The following is a 20,369-nucleotide window of genomic DNA, read 5'->3' on the forward strand; positions in this document are numbered from 1 at the left end:
TGCTAACAACAATAAACAGACGCAAATACAACAACTAGGGATCTGGATTCCCGCATGAAGGAGTTATGCAATGAAAACCATGAAAAGCAAATTAGCAGTAGCTTTAATGGCAGCTGGCCTAAGCTTTAGTGCAGCAGCAGCAGATATTACCGTTGGCTACGCAGCTGACCCAGTATCACTTGACCCGCACGAGCAGCTGTCTGGTGGCACACTGCAAATGTCTCACATGGTGTTTGACCCTCTAGTACGTTTCACTCAAGAGATGGATTTTGAAGGCCGCCTAGCATCTAGCTGGGAGCGTGTTGATGAAACGACTTTCCGCTTCAACCTACGTAAAGGTGTGAAATTCCACTCTGGTAACGAACTGACTGCTGATGATGTTGTGTGGACTTTCGAACGTCTACAAGCTTCTCCAGACTTTAAGTCTATCTTCACGCCATACGAAAAAATGGTAAAAGTGGATGACTACACAGTTGAGCTAGTATCAAAAGCGGCTTACCCACTAGTGCTACAAACAGCAACTTACATCTTCCCTATGGACAGCAAGTTCTACTCTGGCCAAACAGCGGAAGGTAAAGACAAGTCTGAGCTAGTTAAGCACGGTAACTCGTTTGCTTCGACTAACGTTTCAGGTACTGGTCCTTTCATCGTAACGCAGCGTGAGCAAGGCGTTAAAGTAACGTTCGAACGTTTCAACGATTACTGGGATACAGAAACTGAAGGGAACGTAGACAAGCTAACACTTGTGCCAATCAAAGAAGACGCGACACGTGTTGCAGCACTTCTTTCTGGCGACGTTGATATGATTCACCCAGTAGCACCAAACGATCACAAGCGTGTTAAAAACGCTAAGAACATCGATCTAGTAACGCTACCTGGTACTCGTATCATCACGTTCCAAATGAACCAAAACAGCAACGAAGCTCTTAAAGATGTTCGCGTTCGTCAGGCGATTGTTCACGCAATCAACAACGAAGGTATCGTTAAGAAGATCATGAAAGGCTTCGCAACAGCTGCTGGTCAGCAAAGCCCAACAGGCTACGCGGGTCACAACGAAGACCTAGTTCCTCGTTACGATCTGAAAAAAGCGAAAGAGCTGATGAAAGAAGCGGGCTACGAAGATGGCTTTACGCTAACTATGATGGCTCCAAACAACCGTTACGTGAACGATGCGAAAGTAGCGCAAGCGTCTGCGGCAATGCTGTCTAAGATTGGTATCAAAGTTGATCTTAAGACTATGCCTAAAGCACAGTACTGGCCTGAGTTTGACCTATGTTCAGCAGACATGATGATGATCGGCTGGCACTCAGATACAGAAGATTCAGCTAACTTCAACGAGTTCCTAACTATGACTCGTAACGAAGAGACTGGCCGTGGTCAATACAACTGTTCTGGTTACTCAAACCCAGAAATGGATGCGATTGTAGAAGCTTCTAACACTGAAACGGACCCAGTTAAGCGTTCTGAAATGCTGAAAGGCGTTGAAGCAACACTTTACAATGACGCAGCATTCGTACCGCTACACTGGCAAAGTGAAGCGTGGGGCGCGAAGTCTAACGTAGGTGCAGCAGACGTAGTAAACCCAATGGTTATGCCTTACTTCGGCGACCTAGTTGTAAAATAATCTAGCTTGCTAGAATCGAGAGCCTGAAGCTTTTCAGGCTCTCAAATTATTAAGAAATAGATTTAAGTTTCGGTATTTGGTCTTCCTTCAGTCTGGCTAAATACCTTTTTTAAGACTGAATTTTGTTATCTAGTCGCGGATTTCGACTAGGTAGTCATGGATAGATAAGGGGCAAGGAATGGTTACGTTTCTGGTCAAGCGCCTGTTTCAGGCACTGATAGTGATGTTTGTGATCAGTTTGGTGGCGTTTGCCATTCAGGATAACCTGGGCGACCCGTTGCGTGAGTTAGTCGGTCAATCTGTTTCAGAATCGGAGCGTCAAGCGCTGCGTGATGAACTCGGCTTAAATGATCCCTTCATTACAAAATACACTCGCTTTGTGGGCGCAGCTCTACAAGGTGATCTTGGTACTTCATATTTCTTTAAACGCCCAGCTGTGGACGTAATCTTAGATAAACTCGTAGCAACGCTTGAACTTGTGTTCGGCGCTTCTCTGATCATTGTTTGTCTGTCGATTCCACTTGGCGTTTATTCTGCAATACACCCAAAAAGCTTCTTCACTAAACTGGTGATGGCGGGCAGTAGTATTGGCATTTCTGTGCCTGTTTTCTTAACCGCAATCATGTTGATGTATGTATTCTCTATTGAGTTAGGTTGGCTACCGTCGTTTGGACGTGGTGAGACCGCAAACTGGTTTGGTTGGGAATCTGGCTTCTTAACGATAGATGGCCTTGCGCACTTAGTGCTGCCGAGTATTGCTCTAGCATCTATCATGCTGCCTCTGTTCATTCGTCTAGTTCGCTCTGAAATGCTAGAGGTTCTTAGCTCTGAGTACATCAAGTTTGGTAAAGCAAAAGGCTTAGCCCTGAACAAGATTTACTACCAACACGCCTTGAAGAACACAATGCTACCTGTACTAACGGTAGGTGGTGTTCAAATCGGTACTATGGTGGCTTACACCATTCTTACCGAAACAGTGTTCCAGTGGCCGGGTACCGGCTTCCTATTCCTTGAAGCGATTAACCGAGTGGATACACCACTGATTACCGCATACGTTATCTTCGTAGGTCTTATCTTCGTAGTAACGAACACCATTGTTGACCTGCTATACGGCATCATTAACCCAACAGTGAACATTACAGGGAAAGGAGCATAATCATGGAACAAACAACAACAGCTCCATCTCGTTGGGAGCGATTCAAGCAGTCAGACATTCTGTACTACTTCTTACGCGACAAAGTGGCAATGGTCAGCTTTGCCATCTTTGCGGCCTTCCTAGTGATGGCACTCGCGGCACCGATTTTAGCGCCAACAGACCCGTATGACGTGACGTCTATCGACATCATGGATTCAGAGCTGCCACCATCTTGGATGGAAGACGGCGAAGAGCGTTTCTTACTGGGTACTGATGAGCAAGGTCGTGACATCCTATCGACCATGCTTTACGGCTCTCGTCTTTCATTGACGATTGGTTTCTTAGCGGTTGGTCTTCAGCTGACTCTAGGTATCATCATTGGTCTGTCTGCGGGTTACTTCGGTGGCCGTATCGATAGCTTCTTGATGCGTTTTGCCGATGTTCAGCTTTCGTTCTCAACCATGATGGTTGCGATCATTGTCTCGGCTATCTTTAAGGCAAGTTTCGGCAGTGACTTCTACGCGCAATATGCCGTTGTTATGCTGGTGGTGATCATCGGTATTGCCGAATGGCCGCAGTATGCTCGTACTATTCGTGCATCGGTATTGGCAGAGAAGAAGAAAGAGTACGTAGAAGCGGCACGTGTGATGGGTTTCAGAGCACCTCGCATCATGTTCCGTCATATTCTGCCTAACTGTTTATCACCGATTTTGGTTATCTCTACAGTACAGGTGGCAAATGCCATCATGTCAGAGGCGGCACTTTCTTTCCTAGGATTAGGTCTTCCGGTAGACCAACCGTCACTGGGTGCCCTGATCAGTACTGGCTTTAACTACATTTTCTCAGGAGCATGGTGGATCACAGCATTCCCAGGTGTGCTTTTGGTAACATTAGTTCTAGTTATTAACCTACTAGGCGACTGGTTACGTGACGTGTTTAACCCTAAAATTTATAAAGGGTGATAGCGCGGTTTGATTTTTAGAAAAAAAAGTCATTAAACTAAGAGCCGTAAGCAATTACGGCTCTTTTTTTGCTTAATGGATCTGGAACTTAGTATCATTGATACTGTCAATAATACTTAAAATGGAATTCATGTTTTATCGACATTGATTCGGTAATAATTAACCCGCAAGGGTTTAAGTGGTGGTTATGAAATTGACAATGAATGCTGTATGTCGTGCTGTGATGAGAAATTATCGTATGGGGCTTATCGCTGCATCCCTTTTGGTATCGAGCCAAGTTAGTGCAGAATCGGTTCTATGTGATGCCACTCAGGCAAGCACCAATCAATTACCACAGCTAGAGCAATCATGTCCGATTGGTAAAGGTGTTTGGGGCAGTAAGGCTCCTAAACGTCATTCAGATAACGAACTGTTCTGGGTTCAATGTGGCCTGCTGAACAAGCCTTTGTCACTGAGCCGTGCAAAACCTCTATATGAAAAGATCTCGACTAACGTTTGGATGAAGCCTGAAGGTGGTGATTACCGTTGCTTAATCGGCCCTTACTCGACCTTCTCTGATGCAAGAAAAGACCTAGCTCAAGTACGTAAAGTTCCGGGTTATGGTGAAGCCTTTATTCGTATGGTGGATAAGTCGAAGACTTCGTCACAACCTATCGTTGCAAAAGCAGCAGCACCTAAAGCCGTCGAATCCAAAGCGGTTAAGCCTCCTAAAGCTCCGGCAAAGCCAAAACCAGTCGCTAAGCCAGCACCGAAGCCTGTTGTTGCAGCTCAAGCGGCAACTAGCGCTGCTGCAATTCAAGCTTTCCCAAGTAGTGGTACAAGTTCAAACAACGACCTTGATATCGAAATTCGTGTGACGGCCAATGTTGCGGGCTCTCAATATGCGATACCTTACCTTCTTGATCACCAACAGCAGTTTTATATGGAACAAGGCAAGCCTTGGAGTCGCCTAGATTACGCTAGCGCTGAGTTAGTGTGTAAGCAGGTCAACATGAAACTGATGACTGAAAAGCAATGGCAGAGCATCTTAGGTTCAAAGGTGATGGAGAAACAGAACTGGCCAATGCACCTACCTTATTGGGGTGCAGACAAGAAAGGTCTGTTTACCAACGGTAACGTGAATCAACTAAAAGGGTCTTCACTGCTTAACGTAATGTGTGTGAAGTAACTCCGACATGCAGTAATACCAAACAAGCCTCAGCCATCGCTGGGGCTTTGTTGTTTTTACATCTTTCTTTTTCAATGTTGGTCTAAGTTATTGATGTTCAATTCTTCAAAACGAATTTGATTAAATATCGTTAGAAATTGTTCAAATAGCGCCGTTGATGCGTAGAAAACCATAACTCAAGCAATAAGGTGATTGAGATTATGAGTTTGAAAAAACGATTAGAAGACGTGGCTCCACGCTTCGAAGCGGGTGGTAAGTACGAAAAGCTCTACCCTGTGTATGAGGCTTTTGCGACCATCTTTTATACGCCCGGCAACGTAAACCGCGGCATAACCCATGTTCGAGACAGCATAGACCTTAAACGGATCATGATTCTGGTGTGGCTAGCCACTTTTCCCGCAATGTTCTGGGGTATGTACAACGTCGGTCAGCAAGCCGTGATGGGTTTGACTGCTACCTATTCTGGTGCTGAGCTAGTCTCCATCATCGACAGCAGTTGGCGCTTATCATGGGCGTTTGGTAGTGCTGAAGCTTTAGTCTCTAGTGGCTGGGGAAGCCAGATGTTTCTTGGTGCTCTCTACTTTCTTCCTGTTTATGCCACAGTGTTTGTGGTTGGTGGTTTTTGGGAAGTATTATTTGCGGTTGTTCGAAAACATGAAGTTAACGAGGGTTTCTTTGTTAGCTCGGTTCTCTTTGCCTTAATTCTTCCACCAACCATTCCGCTATGGCAGGCAGCTCTAGGTATCACCTTTGGTATTGTGGTTGCCAAGGAGTTGTTTGGTGGTACGGGACGAAACTTCCTGAACCCTGCACTGGCAGGTCGGGCATTCCTTTACTTCGCTTATCCCGCCAACATGTCGGGCGGCTTAGTATGGGTTGCCGCTGACGGCTATTCAGGAGCGACTCCGCTGAGTCAATGGTATGAAGGCGGTAGCTCGTCACTCATCAATAACATGACAGGTGAGGCGATCACTTGGATGGATGCCTTCATCGGTAATATCCCGGGCTCAATGGGCGAAGTGTCTTCACTGCTGATTATGTTGACCGGTGTAATTTTGATTGTGATGAAGATTGCCTCTTGGCGCATTGTCGCGGGTGTGATTGTTGGTCTGGTGGTGACGTCGAGCTTGATGAACTGGATTGGGTCAGAGACTAACTCAATGTTTTCGATGCCGTTCTACTGGCACTTCGTGTTGGGTGGTGTGGCATTTGGTACTTTCTTTATGGCAACGGACCCGGTTTCCGCGGCGTTCACTAATCAGAGCAAGTGGGCTTACGGGATCTTGATTGGTGTCATGACGGTCGGTATTCGAGTGCTCAACCCTGCTTATCCAGAGGGTATTATGCTCGCTATCTTGTTTGCTAACCTGTTCGCCCCATTGTTCGACTTTGTCGTGAAAGAGCAAAACATCAAACGCAGACAAAAACGCACAGCACGATAAGAAATATGACCCAAATGAAAAAGGCTTGCGTTAGTGCAAGCCTTTCCATTTTTATCACGATTGATTTGCAGTTGATTTAACTCCACTTCAAATCAATCTCGAACGGTTGTGTGCTACCACAGTGTTCACCACACATTTCGTCATAAGCACTGTTATGAATGAGGGTTGCTGAGGCTACACCTTGGTCACTGAAGTGGTCGCGTGCTTGATTGACACTCAAAAACTTCATTGGGTGCTGGTGGTCGTCCTTAATTAACTGCTTTTGCTCGCCAACTACTTGGTAAGCTAAGTAAATCCCGCCTTCAAATGATTCAATTAGTAGATTCATAATGAGCTCCGCGCTGTCTATGTTAGTTTGACCTTTCTACGCAGGGCTTCGGATGAAGGTTCATATGTTACATATAAAAAAGCCCTGTCGAGAACGACAAGGCTTTCGTATTAGCTAGGTTGTGTTTCCAACGTATTCTATTTATCTTGTAAAACTAAACAGAATGTCAGTGAACTTACCACGTTGCTCTTCTTTTACTTCACCATATAGAGTTCTAATGCCGCTAGTGATTGGTGTGGTAGAAGTAAAATCGACGCTACAAGTGTTATTTTCCGCAGAATCAAAGTACTGCACTTCCCAGGAAAACGGTGTTCCCGACATTGAGTACACGTCGAATGTGTAATTTTCTTTTACTTCTTCACAGCTCATTTTAAGGTAAATGTCTGCATCCGAAACACCACTCTCACACATGTTAGCATCAGTGCAATTACCATCTACATCATTCATAGCAGCGTCAACATCCATACCATTAATGTTGCCATTCTGGTCAATATAATGAAGAGTGCCTTCAACCCAAAGATCATCAACAACGCCATCTGTGATTCGTTGAGAGATTAAAGCGCTCACTTGTTTTGGATCAGTGTAAGCAGGGTAAATGTCTTCAAAAGTCATACTTTGTGCTTTGTAGTCTACTGAATTATGGAAGGTCTCAGTATTTTGGAATACGAAGTAGTCTTGGTATTTTTGAGCGCTGTAGCGAATGGTGAATGACTCATCATCATCGTCGACATTAAGCACATATCCTCCGTTCGCATCGATAGTGTATGAACCAAGTGCCTCGAAATTATTGTTATCAACCGGAGAAGACGAAGCATTAATTTCAGGACAAGAAGCAAAACTATCTTTAGTTCGATTGTATGCGTAGAGTGTTTGTGTTGCTGAATCGAAATAACGAACTTCACAAGCTAGACCTGTACCTTGATCGTTATAGCTTTCTACTTCTGACTGATATAAATATTGGTCTTCGATAGTTATTGCTGGAGGTGTAACTTCTCCTGGCTGAACGTTAGGTAACCTAAACGTTACCATTTCTGATTCAATATCATTTTCCTCACCACCCGAAAAGTTGATCCCCTGTGCGATATACAGAACAACATTATTGGTCTCTGAAGTTGGGCGTCCATTTAATGTTACGAAGCCCGAACTATCAACACTTACCGATACTCCCGGGATAGGGTTGCTTGGCGCTTCATTATCATGTGGCGCATAGTGAGCGTAGTATTCAATATCGCCCGAAACCTTTGAACTAAACAGGTTTGCAACACTGAAAGCTTCTTCAAAGTCTTTACCAACGGTCAGTGACCATTGTGTCGTAATTTGTGCTTGCAAATCTGCTTTTAATTCTTCGTCAATACTGATGCTGCCAGCTTGCACGGGAGGCACTGTAAAGTTCGCTGGTGCAGACGCTAAGAAGGTTGAAGTGTGACCATCATCAGCATGAATGGTGAAGTTTACCTTGTTGCTATTAACCTTTTGTGGGTAACCCGTTATGCGAATCACGCTAGACACTGAATCGTACTTAGATTGAAGGCCAGGAGCCGCACTGTCGATATTTGTTGTGTACGTTAGGTGAGAATCTTCACGATCTTCAAACAACGTATCTACTGGGATCTCTCCGGTAAACAGGGCACCTTGGATTAAGTTCCATGTAGATACAATTTCAGTCTGGATTCGTGTTTCTTCCGTATCCACAACACTTGGAGGTGTGTTGAGTAGATCTACATCGAATGAAAAAGTAGTACGCAGTGTGCTGGTTACTTTCGCATCTTCATCTTGTGTATCTTTGTCTTCTGCTTCAAACGTAATTGTGTAGCTGCGTTGCGGGTTCTCCAACGAGCCTGAGCTTGATAATGTTAACGTAGTACCACTTTCATCAAGCTCAGCACTGATCTCTCCTTTTCCATCAATCTTAACGCTAGGCCTTACCGGAGTTAGAGCACCGTCTACTGAATATTTATCTTCAAAAAGACTGTTTGGTACCTCAATCGTTTCTAAAACAGTATCAGTTTCGCTAATTTTGAGAGTGTGGACCTGTTGCTGTATCGCTGATTTTGCTGATGGGTTAACTAACAGCTTGAAGTTGCGAATAGCGGTCTCAGGCTCGGTTGGATCAATGACTGGCCTGTCGTTGACCAAGTTATCATCGCCCATATTGTCTTCTGTAACGATTTCTTCTGACTTTTCAGTAGCCGTGTCCGTGATTATCTCAATTTGTTTTTCGTATTCTGAAGGGTTTTTCGCTTTTGACTCCGTAAGGATCTGTGCAGTTTTATGAAGTCGAGCACTTTGTAGATTGCTCTTAGAGTCTTCTACAAAGTCAGAGAAAAGATCAAGAGGTGTTTCTTCTGTGCCACCAAGGTTGCTATTTACTGCTGATATGGCAGCTTCAAGTGTGCTGTTATTTTTGCGCATCTCGATAGCGACTAGATCGGTAATTGGAGATATAACGACACCTTCACTGTCATCAACTTTTGGTGTGCGTAGCACGACAGCGTTAGACATAGGTTGCTCTGGAAGATCCATATCTGTTGTATATAGATCTAACAGTTTATCCAGTGATTTTGTATTGTCAGGAAGAGTACTCAGCTTCTGAGCTAGCTCTGGGGTTACATCGCCAGGACGGAGTGTTTGTAAACCTAGGCTGTGTTTGACCTCTGTATTTTTGGGTAGTGTTAATTCACCGGTTTCATTTGTTAGACCGAACACAGTATCGATATCTAGATTCAGTTTCCCGTTGTCGTCCACATCAGCGAACACTACGGCGTTATGGAAGTAGCCATCAAAACCTTTTACGACAATGCTACTTGATTTATCACCAGAACCGCCGCTAGGGGGAGTTCTATCATTGTCAGGGCTATTACTTGTATGGGAGATATCGCTCCCACAACCTGTTAAGCCTAGTGCCACCGCAGCCGCTAATAACGTTACCTTTTTCATTTTTTGTCCTTACTCTGAAGAGTAATTATTTTTAGGTTAATTAAGATCTGCGGCGTTTTTACCTTTCTAGAGTGGATTTCACAAGACACGAAATTTGAGTGAAATACCGTAAATTATTTTTCAATAAATGGGGTTATGCTGCATGTTTATTTTCCTCGTTAACCAAGAGCGAGAAAACTTTAAATCCTTTTCAATTAGGCTGTCGCTACAGGTTAGTAGCTGGCTGATTTCTTGAGTTTGAAGCCCCATAAGATATTTCAGTTTGAATGCTTGTGATTGCCTTGGGTAATTCAAAGTAAAGCGGTCAACAGCCTTATCCATAATGATCAGTTGCTCGAAATGCCTTTCTTCTTGAGGGGGGACTTTTGTGGGCAGTTGGCGTTTCTGTGCTTGTTGACGTCGAGCGTTATCGATGAGTATTTGTCGCATGATTTTTGCTGCCATCAACAGGAAATCACGAGTGTCTTCTATTGATTGAGCCTCGGCCGAAGAGAGCTTTAGGTAAGCATCGTGAACTAACGCCGTTGTGTTGTGGATACTATTCCAAGATACCCAACAGCTTTGCTCATGCTTGGTCGTGCTCCTTTTTCTCTCTTTTTGAGCGAGAGCGTAGAGGTGGGCGTAAGCGAAACGATAGAGTTTCTGTTCTGCCCATTTATGCCCCGCTTTCCAACCCCTTATGATCGACTCTATATCAGTAAGTTGGTTATTCATGGTTAGCAGTTTCCTTTTGTTGATTCTGTCTTAGTTGTTTGTGGGGCAATTATTCGTAACAGTTTCATCTTTGTTTTTGTTGGTATACCAGGATCGCCTAAAACTGCTTTATGGGTATGTTTTAGTACTGTATTGATCGATGCTTTCGACTTAGGGCTCTCTTTTATTTGAGAAAGCGTTCGGACAAATTGCCTTGTGACTCTTTCTGAAGCGCGCTTTTCTATTTGAAGTTGTTGGTTTTTTTTGATCAAAGGCGTGTAGAAACCTACACCACACCAAATGAGCACAGTAGATAAAGCACATTGAATTGGACGGCGTTGGCATAACTTCAGAGCGGAATAAAATGGTTGGTCTTGATATGCGGAGATTGGACGACAAGCGATCAGCTGCGTAATGTCGTTATAGAGTTCAGTGGTACTCGAATAGCGCAATAAGGCGTGGCTTCGTGTCGCTTTTTGAATGATGCAGTTTAGATCCCCCTGGCTTATCGGTAGTTTAGGAAACATGAAGTTTAAGATCTTTCCTAGAGCGTAAATATCGCATTGAACAGCGGGGGGATTTCCGCTGATTTGCTCTGGACTCGCGTAATCATGACTGTAGGCATTGATAGTGAGTGGGTGAGCTGACAACTGGTCACTGATTCCTCTCATTAAATTAAAGTCGAGTATCTTTGGGTTTCCCTCACAATCGATTAAGATATTCTCTGGCTTTAAGTCGGTATGCAGCACTTGGTGTTTGTGTGCGTGTGATATAGCCGCGCATATCTTTAAAAATAGATTAAGCTTTTTGGCGTAACTCAGGGGGCAGGTCGTAAGGTACTCGTTCAACGTGCAACCTTTAATATGTTCCATAACGATGTAGACAGACCCTTCATGTGTCCCTCCATCGATCACCTTGGTTATATACGGGTGATTCAACGTCGCAAGTGCTTGTGCCTCTTGAAACAGATACTTTTTGTCTATGATGTGGGATAAAGCTGGTTGAATGAGTTTTATTGCAAGATCTTGATGGAATGTCTTATCCACTCGAGTAGCAGCATAGACAATACCAATGCCGCCACGACCTATTTCGTAAGATAGGTGGTATTTATCTATGTATGTATCAGAGAAGTTAACTTTTTTGTCGGTAGCTTGAAGAGCGCTTACACCAAATATGTGTGTAAGAGGCTCTAGATCTGATGTGTAGAGAAGGGGATAAATTTTGTTATACAGTTCGACTTGGTGTGATTTTAATTCTTTTAGGTATTTTGTTTTTTCTGCCTCTGATAGATCCAATAATTGATAAAAAAGATCGGTTATACGGGTGTTGGCTACTGACATTGTCGCTTGTTCAAGAATTATTATGAACGGGATTCTATAAGTATGAGCTATAGATTTTGCTGAGATTTGACAATCTTTTATAATTTTTTATATATCAGTGCTTTGTGCGTTCTTTTTTTGTTCAAGCTGGTTAATAAAAAGCAGGCCTAAGCCTGCTTCTATCTTTGATCTTATGACCTGCGATTAACGCATCGTAACAAACTCTTCTGAGCCCGTAGGGTGAATCGCCACAACAGAGTCGAAGTCTGCTTTAGTTGCGCCCATTTTCATTGCAACGCCGAAGCCTTGAATCATTTCATCAACAGTGAAGCCTATGCCGTGTAGGCCGACTACTGTCTCTTCTTCGCCAGCACATACTAGCTTCATCTTACAAGGTTGACGGTGCTTGGTTACCGCTGTGTACATCGCAGTGAAGCCAGATGTGTAAACCTTGATGTTGTCTTTGCCGTACTTCTCTTCAGCTTCTTGAGTCGTTAGACCGATCGTGCCGATAGGTGGGTGGCTGAATACAACAGTAGGAACTAGGTTGTAGTTCATCTTCGCGTTGGTTTGACCGTTGAATAGACGCTCAGAAAGCTGACGACCTGCTTTAACCGCTACAGGAGTTAGCTCGATACCGCCTTCCATGATGTCACCAACACAGTAGATACCAGGAACATTAGTTGCTTGGAACTCGTCTACCTTGATGTAGCCACGATCGTTAGTCTCAACACCAGTTGATGCTAGGTTGATCGCGTCAGTCGCTGGGTGGCGACCGATAGCCCAGATTAGGTGGTCAACGTTTTGAGTGTTGCCGTTCTCTAGGTGTAGAGTCAGCGTGCCATCCGCTTCTTTCACAACTTCTTTAGGCACTGAGTGCGTGTGAAGTGTTGGGCCTTCTGCTTCCATTACTTCTACTAGTGTTTCGATGATCATTGGATCGAAGCTACGTAGTGGAGATTCTTTACGGCAGAACAGGTGTGTTTCTGTGCCAAGCGCGCTTAGTACGCCTGCGATCTCAACTGCGATGTAGCCCGCGCCGATAACCGCAACGCGTTTTGGTTGCTCCATCAGGTCGAAGAAGCCATTTGAGTCGATGCCGTATTCTGCACCTGGGATGTTTGGAATCGTTGGACGACCACCTACCGCGATCAGGATGTGATCTGCTGTGTAGTGTTCGCCGTTCACTTCAACCGTTTTCTCGTCAACAAACTTAGCAAAGCCTTTGATTACGTTTACTTTGTTGTTACCCAGTACGCGATCGTAAGATTGGTGGATACGACCAATGTACGCTTGGCGGTTTTCAATCAGCTTGCTCCAGTTGAAGCCTTTTACTTCAACGTCGAAGCCGTAGTCTTCAGAGTATAGGTTGATAGCTTCAGCGACTTGAGCGCCGTGCCACATTACCTTTTTAGGAACACAACCAACGTTTACACAAGTACCACCAAGGTCTTGAGCTTCGATAAGTGCAACTTTTGCACCGTGCATAGCAGCGCGGTTTGCTGATGCGATGCCGCCTGAACCGCCACCGATACAGATGTAATCAAAATGAGTCGCCATTACTTTCTCCATTTATTGAAGGTTGTAGTCACAGTGAGAGCACTGGATACCTACGTCCTATAGATTCTTAAATTGTCTAATTATTATATTGAGGGCAGATCGGTTGAACTCAATCTCCCTGTTTAAAATTTATTCGTCCACATCACAGTCTGTTGAAGATTCTTCAGTCTATGATGTGGATTCGAGATTACTCGGGTACGATCCACTCTACTTTGAAATGACCGGTTGCCGGTGCAATTGCTTCCTTCAAGAATGGAAGAATCTCGTTCATTTGGCTTTCTAGCTTCCAAGGCGGGTTGATCACAATCATGCCTGATGCTGTCATGCCGCGCTCGTTGGTGTCTGGTGATACGCCAAGTTCGATTTGTAGAATCTTGTTGATGCCTAAGCCTTCAAGGCCTTCGATCATATCTTCGATGTCACAACGGTTTACTACCGGGTACCAAATTGCGTAGATACCGGTGGCCCAGCGCTTATGGCTTTGAGCAATCGCAGTCACCACATCGCGGTACTCTCTTGCTAGCTCATAAGGCGGATCGATAAGTACCAAGCCACGACGCTCTTTTGGTGGCAGACTGCCTTTTAAGCGTTGGAAACCATCTTCTTTGTAGATAGATACCTGACGATCGCGGTGGAACTCTTGCTCAAGCAGCGGGTGATCGGCTGGGTGAAGCTCGGTCAGTACCATGCGGTCTTGGTCGCGCAGGTGCGCACGTGCAACACGTGGTGAACCCGGGTAGTAGCGCAGCTTGTCGCCGTTATTTAGCGTTGAGATAGACTCAAGGTAGCTTTGAATGTCTTCAGGAAGGTCTTTTTGCTCCCAAACGCGTGCAATACCTTGCTTGTATTCACCGGTTTTTTCAGACCATTCATGCGTTAAGTCGTAACGACCTACACCAGAGTGAGTGTCATGATAAACAAAAGGCTTATCCTTCTGTTTCAAAGAATTAAGAATAAGGCTCTGTACGATATGCTTTACTACGTCGGCATGGTTACCTGCGTGGAAGCTGTGGCGATAACTTAACAAATTAAACTCTCGTAACACTCTCGATTTAGAGTGTGGTTAGTGTAGGTGGGGTTAATCAGACCATTATAACCCTCAATGGACCATAAATTCTCGAACAATTCAGGAACAGTCGTTCGCAATATGTGGTTAGTTATTGGTTCTACTATTGAAATTTGCCTTATTGGGCACTATTTAATAACTATTCGCAGGTGATTTTTTAGGGCGAACCTGAGCCTGATGACTGTAAGACGACCTCATTACAAAAAAGACGAAAGTCTCTAAAGCCAAAGGAATGTTTATATGTCTAATCCGCTATTAACCTTCACGGACTTACCTCCGTTTTCACAAATCAAACCTGAGCACGTTAAGCCAGCGGTTGAGCAAGTGATTGAAGCGTGTCGCAACAAGATAGAACAAGTACTTGAAGGTAATACTTCACCAAGTTGGGACAACCTAGTTGCTCCGATTGAAGAAGTGGATGATCGTTTAGGCCGTATTTGGTCACCAGTAAGCCACATGAATTCTGTTGTGAACAGCGACGAACTGCGTGAAGCGTATGAGAGCTGCCTACCAGTATTGTCTGAGTACGGCACTTGGGTTGGTCAACACAAAGGCTTGTTTGAAGCGTACAAAGCGATCAAGGCGAGTGAAGCATTCTCGGCATTAAACCGAGCTCAACAAAAAACCATTACAGACGCACTGCGTGACTTTGAACTGTCAGGCATTGGCTTGCCAGCAGACGAACAGCACCGCTACGGCGAGATCAGCAAGCGCCAGTCTGAGCTAGGCTCTCAATTCTCGAACAACGTGCTTGATGCAACCATGGGTTGGAGCAAGCAGATCACAGACGTAACTGAACTGGCGGGTATGCCTGAATCGGCACTGGCGGCAGCTCAAGCGGCAGCCGAGTCTAAAGAGCAAGAAGGTTACCTACTGACTCTGGATATCCCATCATACCTACCTGTGATGACCTACTGTGATAACCAAGAGCTACGTAAAGAGCTTTATGAAGCGTACGTAACACGCGCTTCGGACCGTGGACCAAATGCTGGTAAATGGGACAACACAGAGATCATCACCGAGCAACTTAAACTGCGTCACGAGATCGCTCGTATGTTGGGCTTTAGCACCTACAGCGAAAAATCACTGTCGACTAAAATGGCTGAAACGCCAGATCAGGTTCTTGGCTTCCTAAACGACCTAGCAGTAAAAGCAAAACCACAAGGTGAACGCGAAGTTGAAGAGCTGCGTCAGTTTGCTGAGAAAGAGTTTGGTGTTTCTCAGCTAAACCTGTGGGACATCGCTTACTACAGCGAAAAACAGAAGCAGAACCTATTCGAGATCTCTGATGAAGAGCTTCGCCCATACTTCCCTGAATCGAATGTGGTTTCAGGCCTGTTTGAGGTACTAAACCGTGTGTTTGGTATGTCGGTAACAGAGCGTGAAGGCGTCGACACATGGCATGAGTCAGTTCGTTTTTTTGATATCTTTGATGCGACAGGTGCACTGCGCGGTAGCTTCTACCTAGATTTATACGCACGTGAGCACAAACGTGGTGGTGCTTGGATGGATGACTGTCGTGGTCGTCGTATTACCGAGTCTGGCGAGCTACAAACCCCCGTCGCTTACCTAACGTGTAATTTCAACAAGCCTGTTGGTGATAAGCCAGCACTGTTTACTCATGATGAAGTCGTGACTCTATTCCACGAATTTGGCCACGGTATCCACCATATGCTAACGCAAGTAGAAGCGGGCGCAGTTGCGGGTATCAATGGTGTACCTTGGGATGCGGTTGAGCTACCAAGTCAGTTCTTAGAAAACTGGTGCTGGGAGGAGGAAGCGCTGTCGTTTATCTCGGGTCACTTCGAAACGGGTGAAGCATTGCCAAAAGAGATGCTAGAGAAGATGCTGGCAGCGAAGAACTTCCAATCAGCGATGTTTATCCTGCGCCAGCTAGAGCTTGGTTTGTTCGATTTTACTTTGCACACAGAGTACGACCCAGAAGTGGGGGCGCGCGTACTAGAAACGCTAGCGGACGTGAAATCTAAGGTATCGGTACTGCCAAGCCTTGATTGGAATCGTTTCTCACACAGCTTTGGTCACATCTTTGCTGGTGGTTACAGTGCGGGTTACTACAGCTACCTATGGGCTGAAGTGCTTTCAGCCGATGCGTTCTCAGCGTTTGAAGAAGAGGGTATATTCAACACTGAAACCGGTAATCGCTTCTTGAACAACATCCTTGAGATGGGTGGCAGTGAAGAGCCGATGGAGCTGTTCAAACGCTTCCGTGGTCGTGAGCCACAAATCGATGCGATGCTGCGTCATGCGGGTATTAGCGCTTAATCTTCTGCTGGTCAGAATGTAAAAAAAGCCTCTTTATGAGGCTCTTTTTGTATCTATTTATCAAACGATTATGGGTTCACATTACGGTTAATGGGGTTCTGCAGTGAAATCAGCGTCTCGGTCGACTGCACCTCATCGATCGCCTGCAGTTTATCGATCAGGACGAACTGCAACTCTTCAATCGATTTACACATCAACTTAACGAAAATATTGTAGGCACCTGTGGTGTAGTAGGCTTCAACTACTTCATCTAAGGCATTCAGCTTGGCGATCGCCGAGTGATAATCTTTGGCAGCATTGAGATTGATACCAATAAAGCAACACACGTCGTAGCCCAGTTTTTTTGTGTTTACCACAACCTCGGTACGCTCAATAATGTCGGCCGATCTCATTTTCTCGATACGGACGTGAATAGTCGCAGGGCTTACGTCAAACTGCTTTGCCATCTCGGCATAAGGCGTACGAGCATCTTCCATTAAGGTTTTCAGAATGGCACGGTCTAGGTCATCGAGACGAGCGGTGGTTGTGGACATGCTTAACCCTCAGATTTAATGAAAATATATTGGCTAGAGTACATATCATAGCCAAGGGTGATAATATTAGCAGCAACGATGATGTTAGGGTGAATTCAGTGCGATTTTGGGTGTTATTTATTGCGATGTGTTGGAGCGTATTTGCTTCGGCGCAGACAAAAGATGTATTGGTGATCCACTCCTACCATCAAGGTTTTTTCTGGACGGATGATTTTCATAAAGGATTATCAGATGAGCTCGATCGTGATGGGCTGTCTTACCGTGTCGTTTATCTCGATAGTAAACGTACTCAAAACCCAGAATACCTAGAGCGTGTGTATCAGCTTTATCACACCAAGCTACAGCATGAAGAATTTGCAGCGATTGTCGTTAGTGACAACAACGCGCTCAATTTAATGAGGCGCCTTGCGCCCGACCTCAAGGGCACACCAGTCATCTTTGGTGGCATCAACAACTTCTCCCCTGAAATGATCCAAGGTTTGAACGCGACGGGCATCACCGAAGATATCGACTTAGTGGGCAATATCGAGCTGATCAAGCGTCTTCAATCGACCGTAAAGAAGATCTACATTGTTACCGATCACTCGGTCACGGGTGAGGCGATTCGCTCTCAAATCGATCTGTTCATCAAAACCCATCCGGACTTCTCTGACCTCGTTGAGCACTATGTGCCGGATTCTTACCAAGAACTAATGGAATTTTCTCAGCGTGCTGATCTAGGTAAGAGCTTGCTATTTTGGGCGTATTACCGCGATGCGCAAGGAAGAGTGAGCAGCGATGAAGATTGGCGACAGCTGAACATCAAAACCCAAATGCCACTGTATATGGTGCACGATTTGGGGCTTGGTTTTGGTGCGATTGGTGGTGTAATTCAAAGTGGTGAGACGCAAGGTCGAGACACAGGACGCGTGCTATTGAATGTGTTGAATCACCCTGATGAGCCATTGCCGTTAGTGGTGGCTGGCGCACCGGAAATCAAACTCGATTATCAACAGATCTCTCGTTGGGATCTGGGTGCTGAAAATGAAGCCTCGGTGACATTCCTCAACAAGCCTAAGTCATTCTTAATGCGCTACCGCGACGAAATTCGCACCATTGGCTTAATGTTTTTAAGCATGTCGTGTGTTATCGCAGTGTTGGTGTATTACCTTAACCGTCTGAAGAAGAGCGAACGTGCCAGTCGCCAAAGCCAACGACTGCTTGAATCGATATTCGATCAGAGCCTGCAATTTATGGGCATCATCGATAAGGGCGGCGTATTGTTGTCGAGTAACAGCAAGCTGCATGAGCTGCTTTACAATCAAGGCTATAAATTGGGAACGCCGCTTCAACAACATCAACACTGGGAAGATTCCGCAGGTGAGGTGTTGAGAGAATACTTCGCCGAAAAAGGAGAGCATCCTGCTCTGAGATTTGAGGCAGAGGTGTGGTGTCGTGACCGTGGTGCGATGGTATTAGATATTTCATTGAAGCCGATGCCTGGCGCGGAAGAAGACGACATTCAGTTCCTCTTTGAAGCGCGCGATGTCACCTCGCGTAAGCTTGCGGAAAATAAGCTGTTCCAACGTGAAGCGAACCTGAAGCTCTATTACGACAAACAGCCTGTGATGATGATTACCCTCGATGGTAATAACCGCATTCAACAAGTGAACCAGTTTGCTGAAGAGTTATTGGGTTACCCACTAGACCAGCTATTAGGGCATCGCCCTAGAGAGTTCTATGTTGACGAGAATGCGATGATTCCTCGTCATATATTGCTGCAACCACAACATAAGATCCGTGGTGTGTGGCGTCGTGATATTGAGTATCGCCATGCCGACGGTAGCACGATCTGGATTCGAGAAAATATCCGTCCGCTAGTGGAATCGGATCAGCTACTGATTGTGGGTGAAGACATCACTGAAACCCACGAGTTGTCTGAAAAGCTAGAGTATCAAGCACAGTACGACTTGTTGACTGACACCTTTAACCGCAACCACTTTGAGCAAGAGCTGCAAAAGGCGCTGAAAGAGGTCGAGAGCCACATGCGCACTCACGCGATGTTGTTCTTAGATCTAGACCAATTGAAAGTTTTGAACGACACCGCAGGACATGAAGCGGGCGATGCGGCGATCTTGTTTAGCGCTCAACTGCTCGAAGATGTGTTGCCATACAATGCGGTGTTGGCGCGTATGGGCGGAGACGAGTTTGCGGTTCTTATCAAAGACTGTACTGAGCGAGACGCAGTGAATGTGTGTCGCAGTATTATTTCGATGATGAGTGAGAATCCATTCTTGTGGGATGACATTCGCCTCAATCTGACTTGTTCTATCGGCATCCGATTGATTGACCATACCGCGGCTTCACCGCAGATGGTGCATGCTCAAGCCGACGCAGCGTGTCACGCAGCCAAAGAAGAAGGGCGTAATCGCTACAACCTTTACCATCAAGATGATGAAGACCTGCGTCGTCGTCACCTAGAGATGGAGTGCGTGAACCTAGTGCATGAAGCCTTAGCTAATGATCGCTTAGAGTTGTTTGCACAGCGTATTCTTGGCTTAGATGAAGAAAGCGAGAAAATGCACTTTGAGATCTTGGTGCGCATCAAGAACATCAAAGGGGAATACATCTCTCCCGGGATCTTCATGCCAGCCTCTGAGCGCTACAACATCGCGCACTTGATTGACCGCCAAGTGGTGGGTCAAACGCTTAACTGGCTAGAGCAACGCCCACATCTGATTGATGACTTAGGAATGTGCTCAATCAACCTTTCTGGTCACTCGATGGGTAACCGAGAATTTGTTGAGTTCCTGATAGATAGCTTGAGCAACTCGTCGATCCCGTGTCATAAGATTTGTTTGGAGATCACTGAAACGGCTGCGATGAGTAACATGAAGCAGGCGATCAAGTTCTTCACTCGTATTAAAGAGCTGGGCTGCATGATTGCATTGGATGATTTCGGCTCTGGTTTATCGTCGTTTGGTTACTTGAAGAAGCTTCCGGTTGATATCGTGAAGATCGATGGTCTGTTTGTGCGTGATATTGATGTCAATGAGATGGACCATGTGATGGTTCGTTCGATCAATGACTTAGCCAAGCAAATGGGCAAATACACGGTGGCGGAGTTTGTTGAAAACACTCAAATCATCGATAAGTTGATTGAGCTCGGTGTGAACTACGCACAAGGCTACATTATTGGCCGACCTAAGCCGCTTGCGGAATTGGTTGAAGAGTTACAAAAAGAGCGGGCGCTAGAGCACCTTGATTGAGTAAATCAAGCTACACGATGAGTATTCCTAAGTTCTGGTAATTTAAGAGCTAACAGCTTTCAGAATGAATA

The 20,369-nt window shown here is 45.3% G+C and carries 14 protein-coding genes; 7 read left to right on the forward strand and 7 right to left on the reverse strand.

Annotation, left to right across the window (positions count from 1 at the left end; all coding sequences use genetic code 11):
* Positions 1–70: 70 nt before the first annotated feature.
* From L0992_00210 to L0992_00230, 5 genes are all read left to right on the forward strand, one after another.
* Positions 71–1,624 (forward strand): ABC transporter substrate-binding protein, encoded by a 1,554-nt coding sequence (locus tag L0992_00210; protein ID XGB67193.1) that lies wholly within the window; start codon positions 71–73, stop codon positions 1,622–1,624.
* A gap of 178 nt (positions 1,625–1,802) precedes the next feature.
* Positions 1,803–2,780, forward strand: a complete 978-nt coding sequence (locus L0992_00215) for an ABC transporter permease (protein XGB67194.1) — start codon at positions 1,803–1,805, stop codon at positions 2,778–2,780.
* Positions 2,781–2,782: 2 nt separating this feature from the next.
* On the forward strand, positions 2,783–3,721 hold the full coding sequence (locus tag L0992_00220) for an ABC transporter permease (GenBank protein ID XGB67195.1): 939 nt from the start codon (positions 2,783–2,785) through the stop codon (positions 3,719–3,721).
* A gap of 187 nt (positions 3,722–3,908) precedes the next feature.
* Positions 3,909–4,889, forward strand: a complete 981-nt coding sequence (locus L0992_00225) for an SPOR domain-containing protein (GenBank protein XGB67196.1) — start codon at positions 3,909–3,911, stop codon at positions 4,887–4,889.
* Between the two features lie 200 nt (positions 4,890–5,089).
* The gene (locus tag L0992_00230) at positions 5,090–6,331 is read left to right on the forward strand and encodes an NADH:ubiquinone reductase (Na(+)-transporting) subunit B (GenBank protein XGB67197.1); all 1,242 of its coding nucleotides are present in this window, start codon (positions 5,090–5,092) and stop codon (positions 6,329–6,331) included.
* Between the two features lie 76 nt (positions 6,332–6,407).
* Here the strand turns inward: L0992_00230 and L0992_00235 are convergent, their stop codons facing one another.
* From L0992_00235 to L0992_00260, 6 genes are all read right to left on the reverse strand, one after another.
* The gene (locus L0992_00235) at positions 6,408–6,659 is read right to left on the reverse strand and encodes a DUF6482 family protein (protein XGB67198.1); all 252 of its coding nucleotides are present in this window, start codon (positions 6,657–6,659) and stop codon (positions 6,408–6,410) included.
* 141 nt (positions 6,660–6,800) lie between these two features.
* On the reverse strand, positions 6,801–9,596 hold the full coding sequence (locus L0992_00240) for a hypothetical protein (protein ID XGB67199.1): 2,796 nt from the start codon (positions 9,594–9,596) through the stop codon (positions 6,801–6,803).
* A 120-nt stretch (positions 9,597–9,716) separates the two neighbouring features.
* A complete protein-coding gene (locus L0992_00245; protein XGB67200.1) occupies positions 9,717–10,310 on the reverse strand; it encodes an ECF-type sigma factor in 594 nt (197 codons plus the stop codon).
* Between the two features lie 2 nt (positions 10,311–10,312).
* On the reverse strand, positions 10,313–11,629 hold the full coding sequence (locus L0992_00250) for a serine/threonine protein kinase (GenBank protein XGB67201.1): 1,317 nt from the start codon (positions 11,627–11,629) through the stop codon (positions 10,313–10,315).
* Between the two features lie 183 nt (positions 11,630–11,812).
* Entirely contained in the window at positions 11,813–13,168 is a 1,356-nt protein-coding gene (gene gorA / locus L0992_00255) for a glutathione-disulfide reductase (GenBank protein XGB67202.1), read from the reverse strand.
* A gap of 187 nt (positions 13,169–13,355) precedes the next feature.
* Complete coding sequence (locus L0992_00260; GenBank protein ID XGB67203.1) at positions 13,356–14,195, reverse strand: 23S rRNA (adenine(2030)-N(6))-methyltransferase RlmJ; 840 nt, start codon at positions 14,193–14,195, stop codon at positions 13,356–13,358.
* A 279-nt stretch (positions 14,196–14,474) separates the two neighbouring features.
* Between L0992_00260 and prlC the strand changes: the two genes are divergently transcribed.
* Positions 14,475–16,517, forward strand: coding sequence for an oligopeptidase A (gene prlC, locus L0992_00265; GenBank protein ID XGB67204.1), 2,043 nt, complete (start codon positions 14,475–14,477; stop codon positions 16,515–16,517).
* Positions 16,518–16,585: 68 nt separating this feature from the next.
* Here the strand turns inward: prlC and asnC are convergent, their stop codons facing one another.
* Positions 16,586–17,050, reverse strand: coding sequence for a transcriptional regulator AsnC (asnC, locus tag L0992_00270; protein ID XGB67205.1), 465 nt, complete (start codon positions 17,048–17,050; stop codon positions 16,586–16,588).
* A gap of 125 nt (positions 17,051–17,175) precedes the next feature.
* Between asnC and L0992_00275 the strand changes: the two genes are divergently transcribed.
* The gene (locus L0992_00275) at positions 17,176–20,298 is read left to right on the forward strand and encodes an EAL domain-containing protein (GenBank protein XGB68655.1); all 3,123 of its coding nucleotides are present in this window, start codon (positions 17,176–17,178) and stop codon (positions 20,296–20,298) included.
* Positions 20,299–20,369: the final 71 nt, after the last annotated feature.

Origin of the sequence: Vibrio pomeroyi, from assembly GCA_041879425.1 — a bacterium.
GTDB lineage: Bacteria > Pseudomonadota > Gammaproteobacteria > Enterobacterales > Vibrionaceae > Vibrio > Vibrio pomeroyi_A.

Coding starts and splice junctions, on each gene's coding strand:
- L0992_00210 (XGB67193.1), top strand. CDS start 71: ATGAAAACCATGAAAAGCAAATTAGCAGTAGCTTTAATGGCAGCTGGC.
- L0992_00215 (XGB67194.1), top strand. CDS start 1,803: ATGGTTACGTTTCTGGTCAAGCGCCTGTTTCAGGCACTGATAGTGATG.
- L0992_00220 (XGB67195.1), top strand. CDS start 2,783: ATGGAACAAACAACAACAGCTCCATCTCGTTGGGAGCGATTCAAGCAG.
- L0992_00225 (XGB67196.1), top strand. CDS start 3,909: ATGAAATTGACAATGAATGCTGTATGTCGTGCTGTGATGAGAAATTAT.
- L0992_00230 (XGB67197.1), top strand. CDS start 5,090: ATGAGTTTGAAAAAACGATTAGAAGACGTGGCTCCACGCTTCGAAGCG.
- L0992_00235 (XGB67198.1), bottom strand. CDS start 6,659: ATGAATCTACTAATTGAATCATTTGAAGGCGGGATTTACTTAGCTTAC.
- L0992_00240 (XGB67199.1), bottom strand. CDS start 9,596: ATGAAAAAGGTAACGTTATTAGCGGCTGCGGTGGCACTAGGCTTAACA.
- L0992_00245 (XGB67200.1), bottom strand. CDS start 10,310: ATGAATAACCAACTTACTGATATAGAGTCGATCATAAGGGGTTGGAAA.
- L0992_00250 (XGB67201.1), bottom strand. CDS start 11,629: ATGTCAGTAGCCAACACCCGTATAACCGATCTTTTTTATCAATTATTG.
- gorA (XGB67202.1), bottom strand. CDS start 13,168: ATGGCGACTCATTTTGATTACATCTGTATCGGTGGCGGTTCAGGCGGC.
- prlC (XGB67204.1), top strand. CDS start 14,475: ATGTCTAATCCGCTATTAACCTTCACGGACTTACCTCCGTTTTCACAA.
- asnC (XGB67205.1), bottom strand. CDS start 17,050: ATGTCCACAACCACCGCTCGTCTCGATGACCTAGACCGTGCCATTCTG.
- L0992_00275 (XGB68655.1), top strand. CDS start 17,176: ATGTGTTGGAGCGTATTTGCTTCGGCGCAGACAAAAGATGTATTGGTG.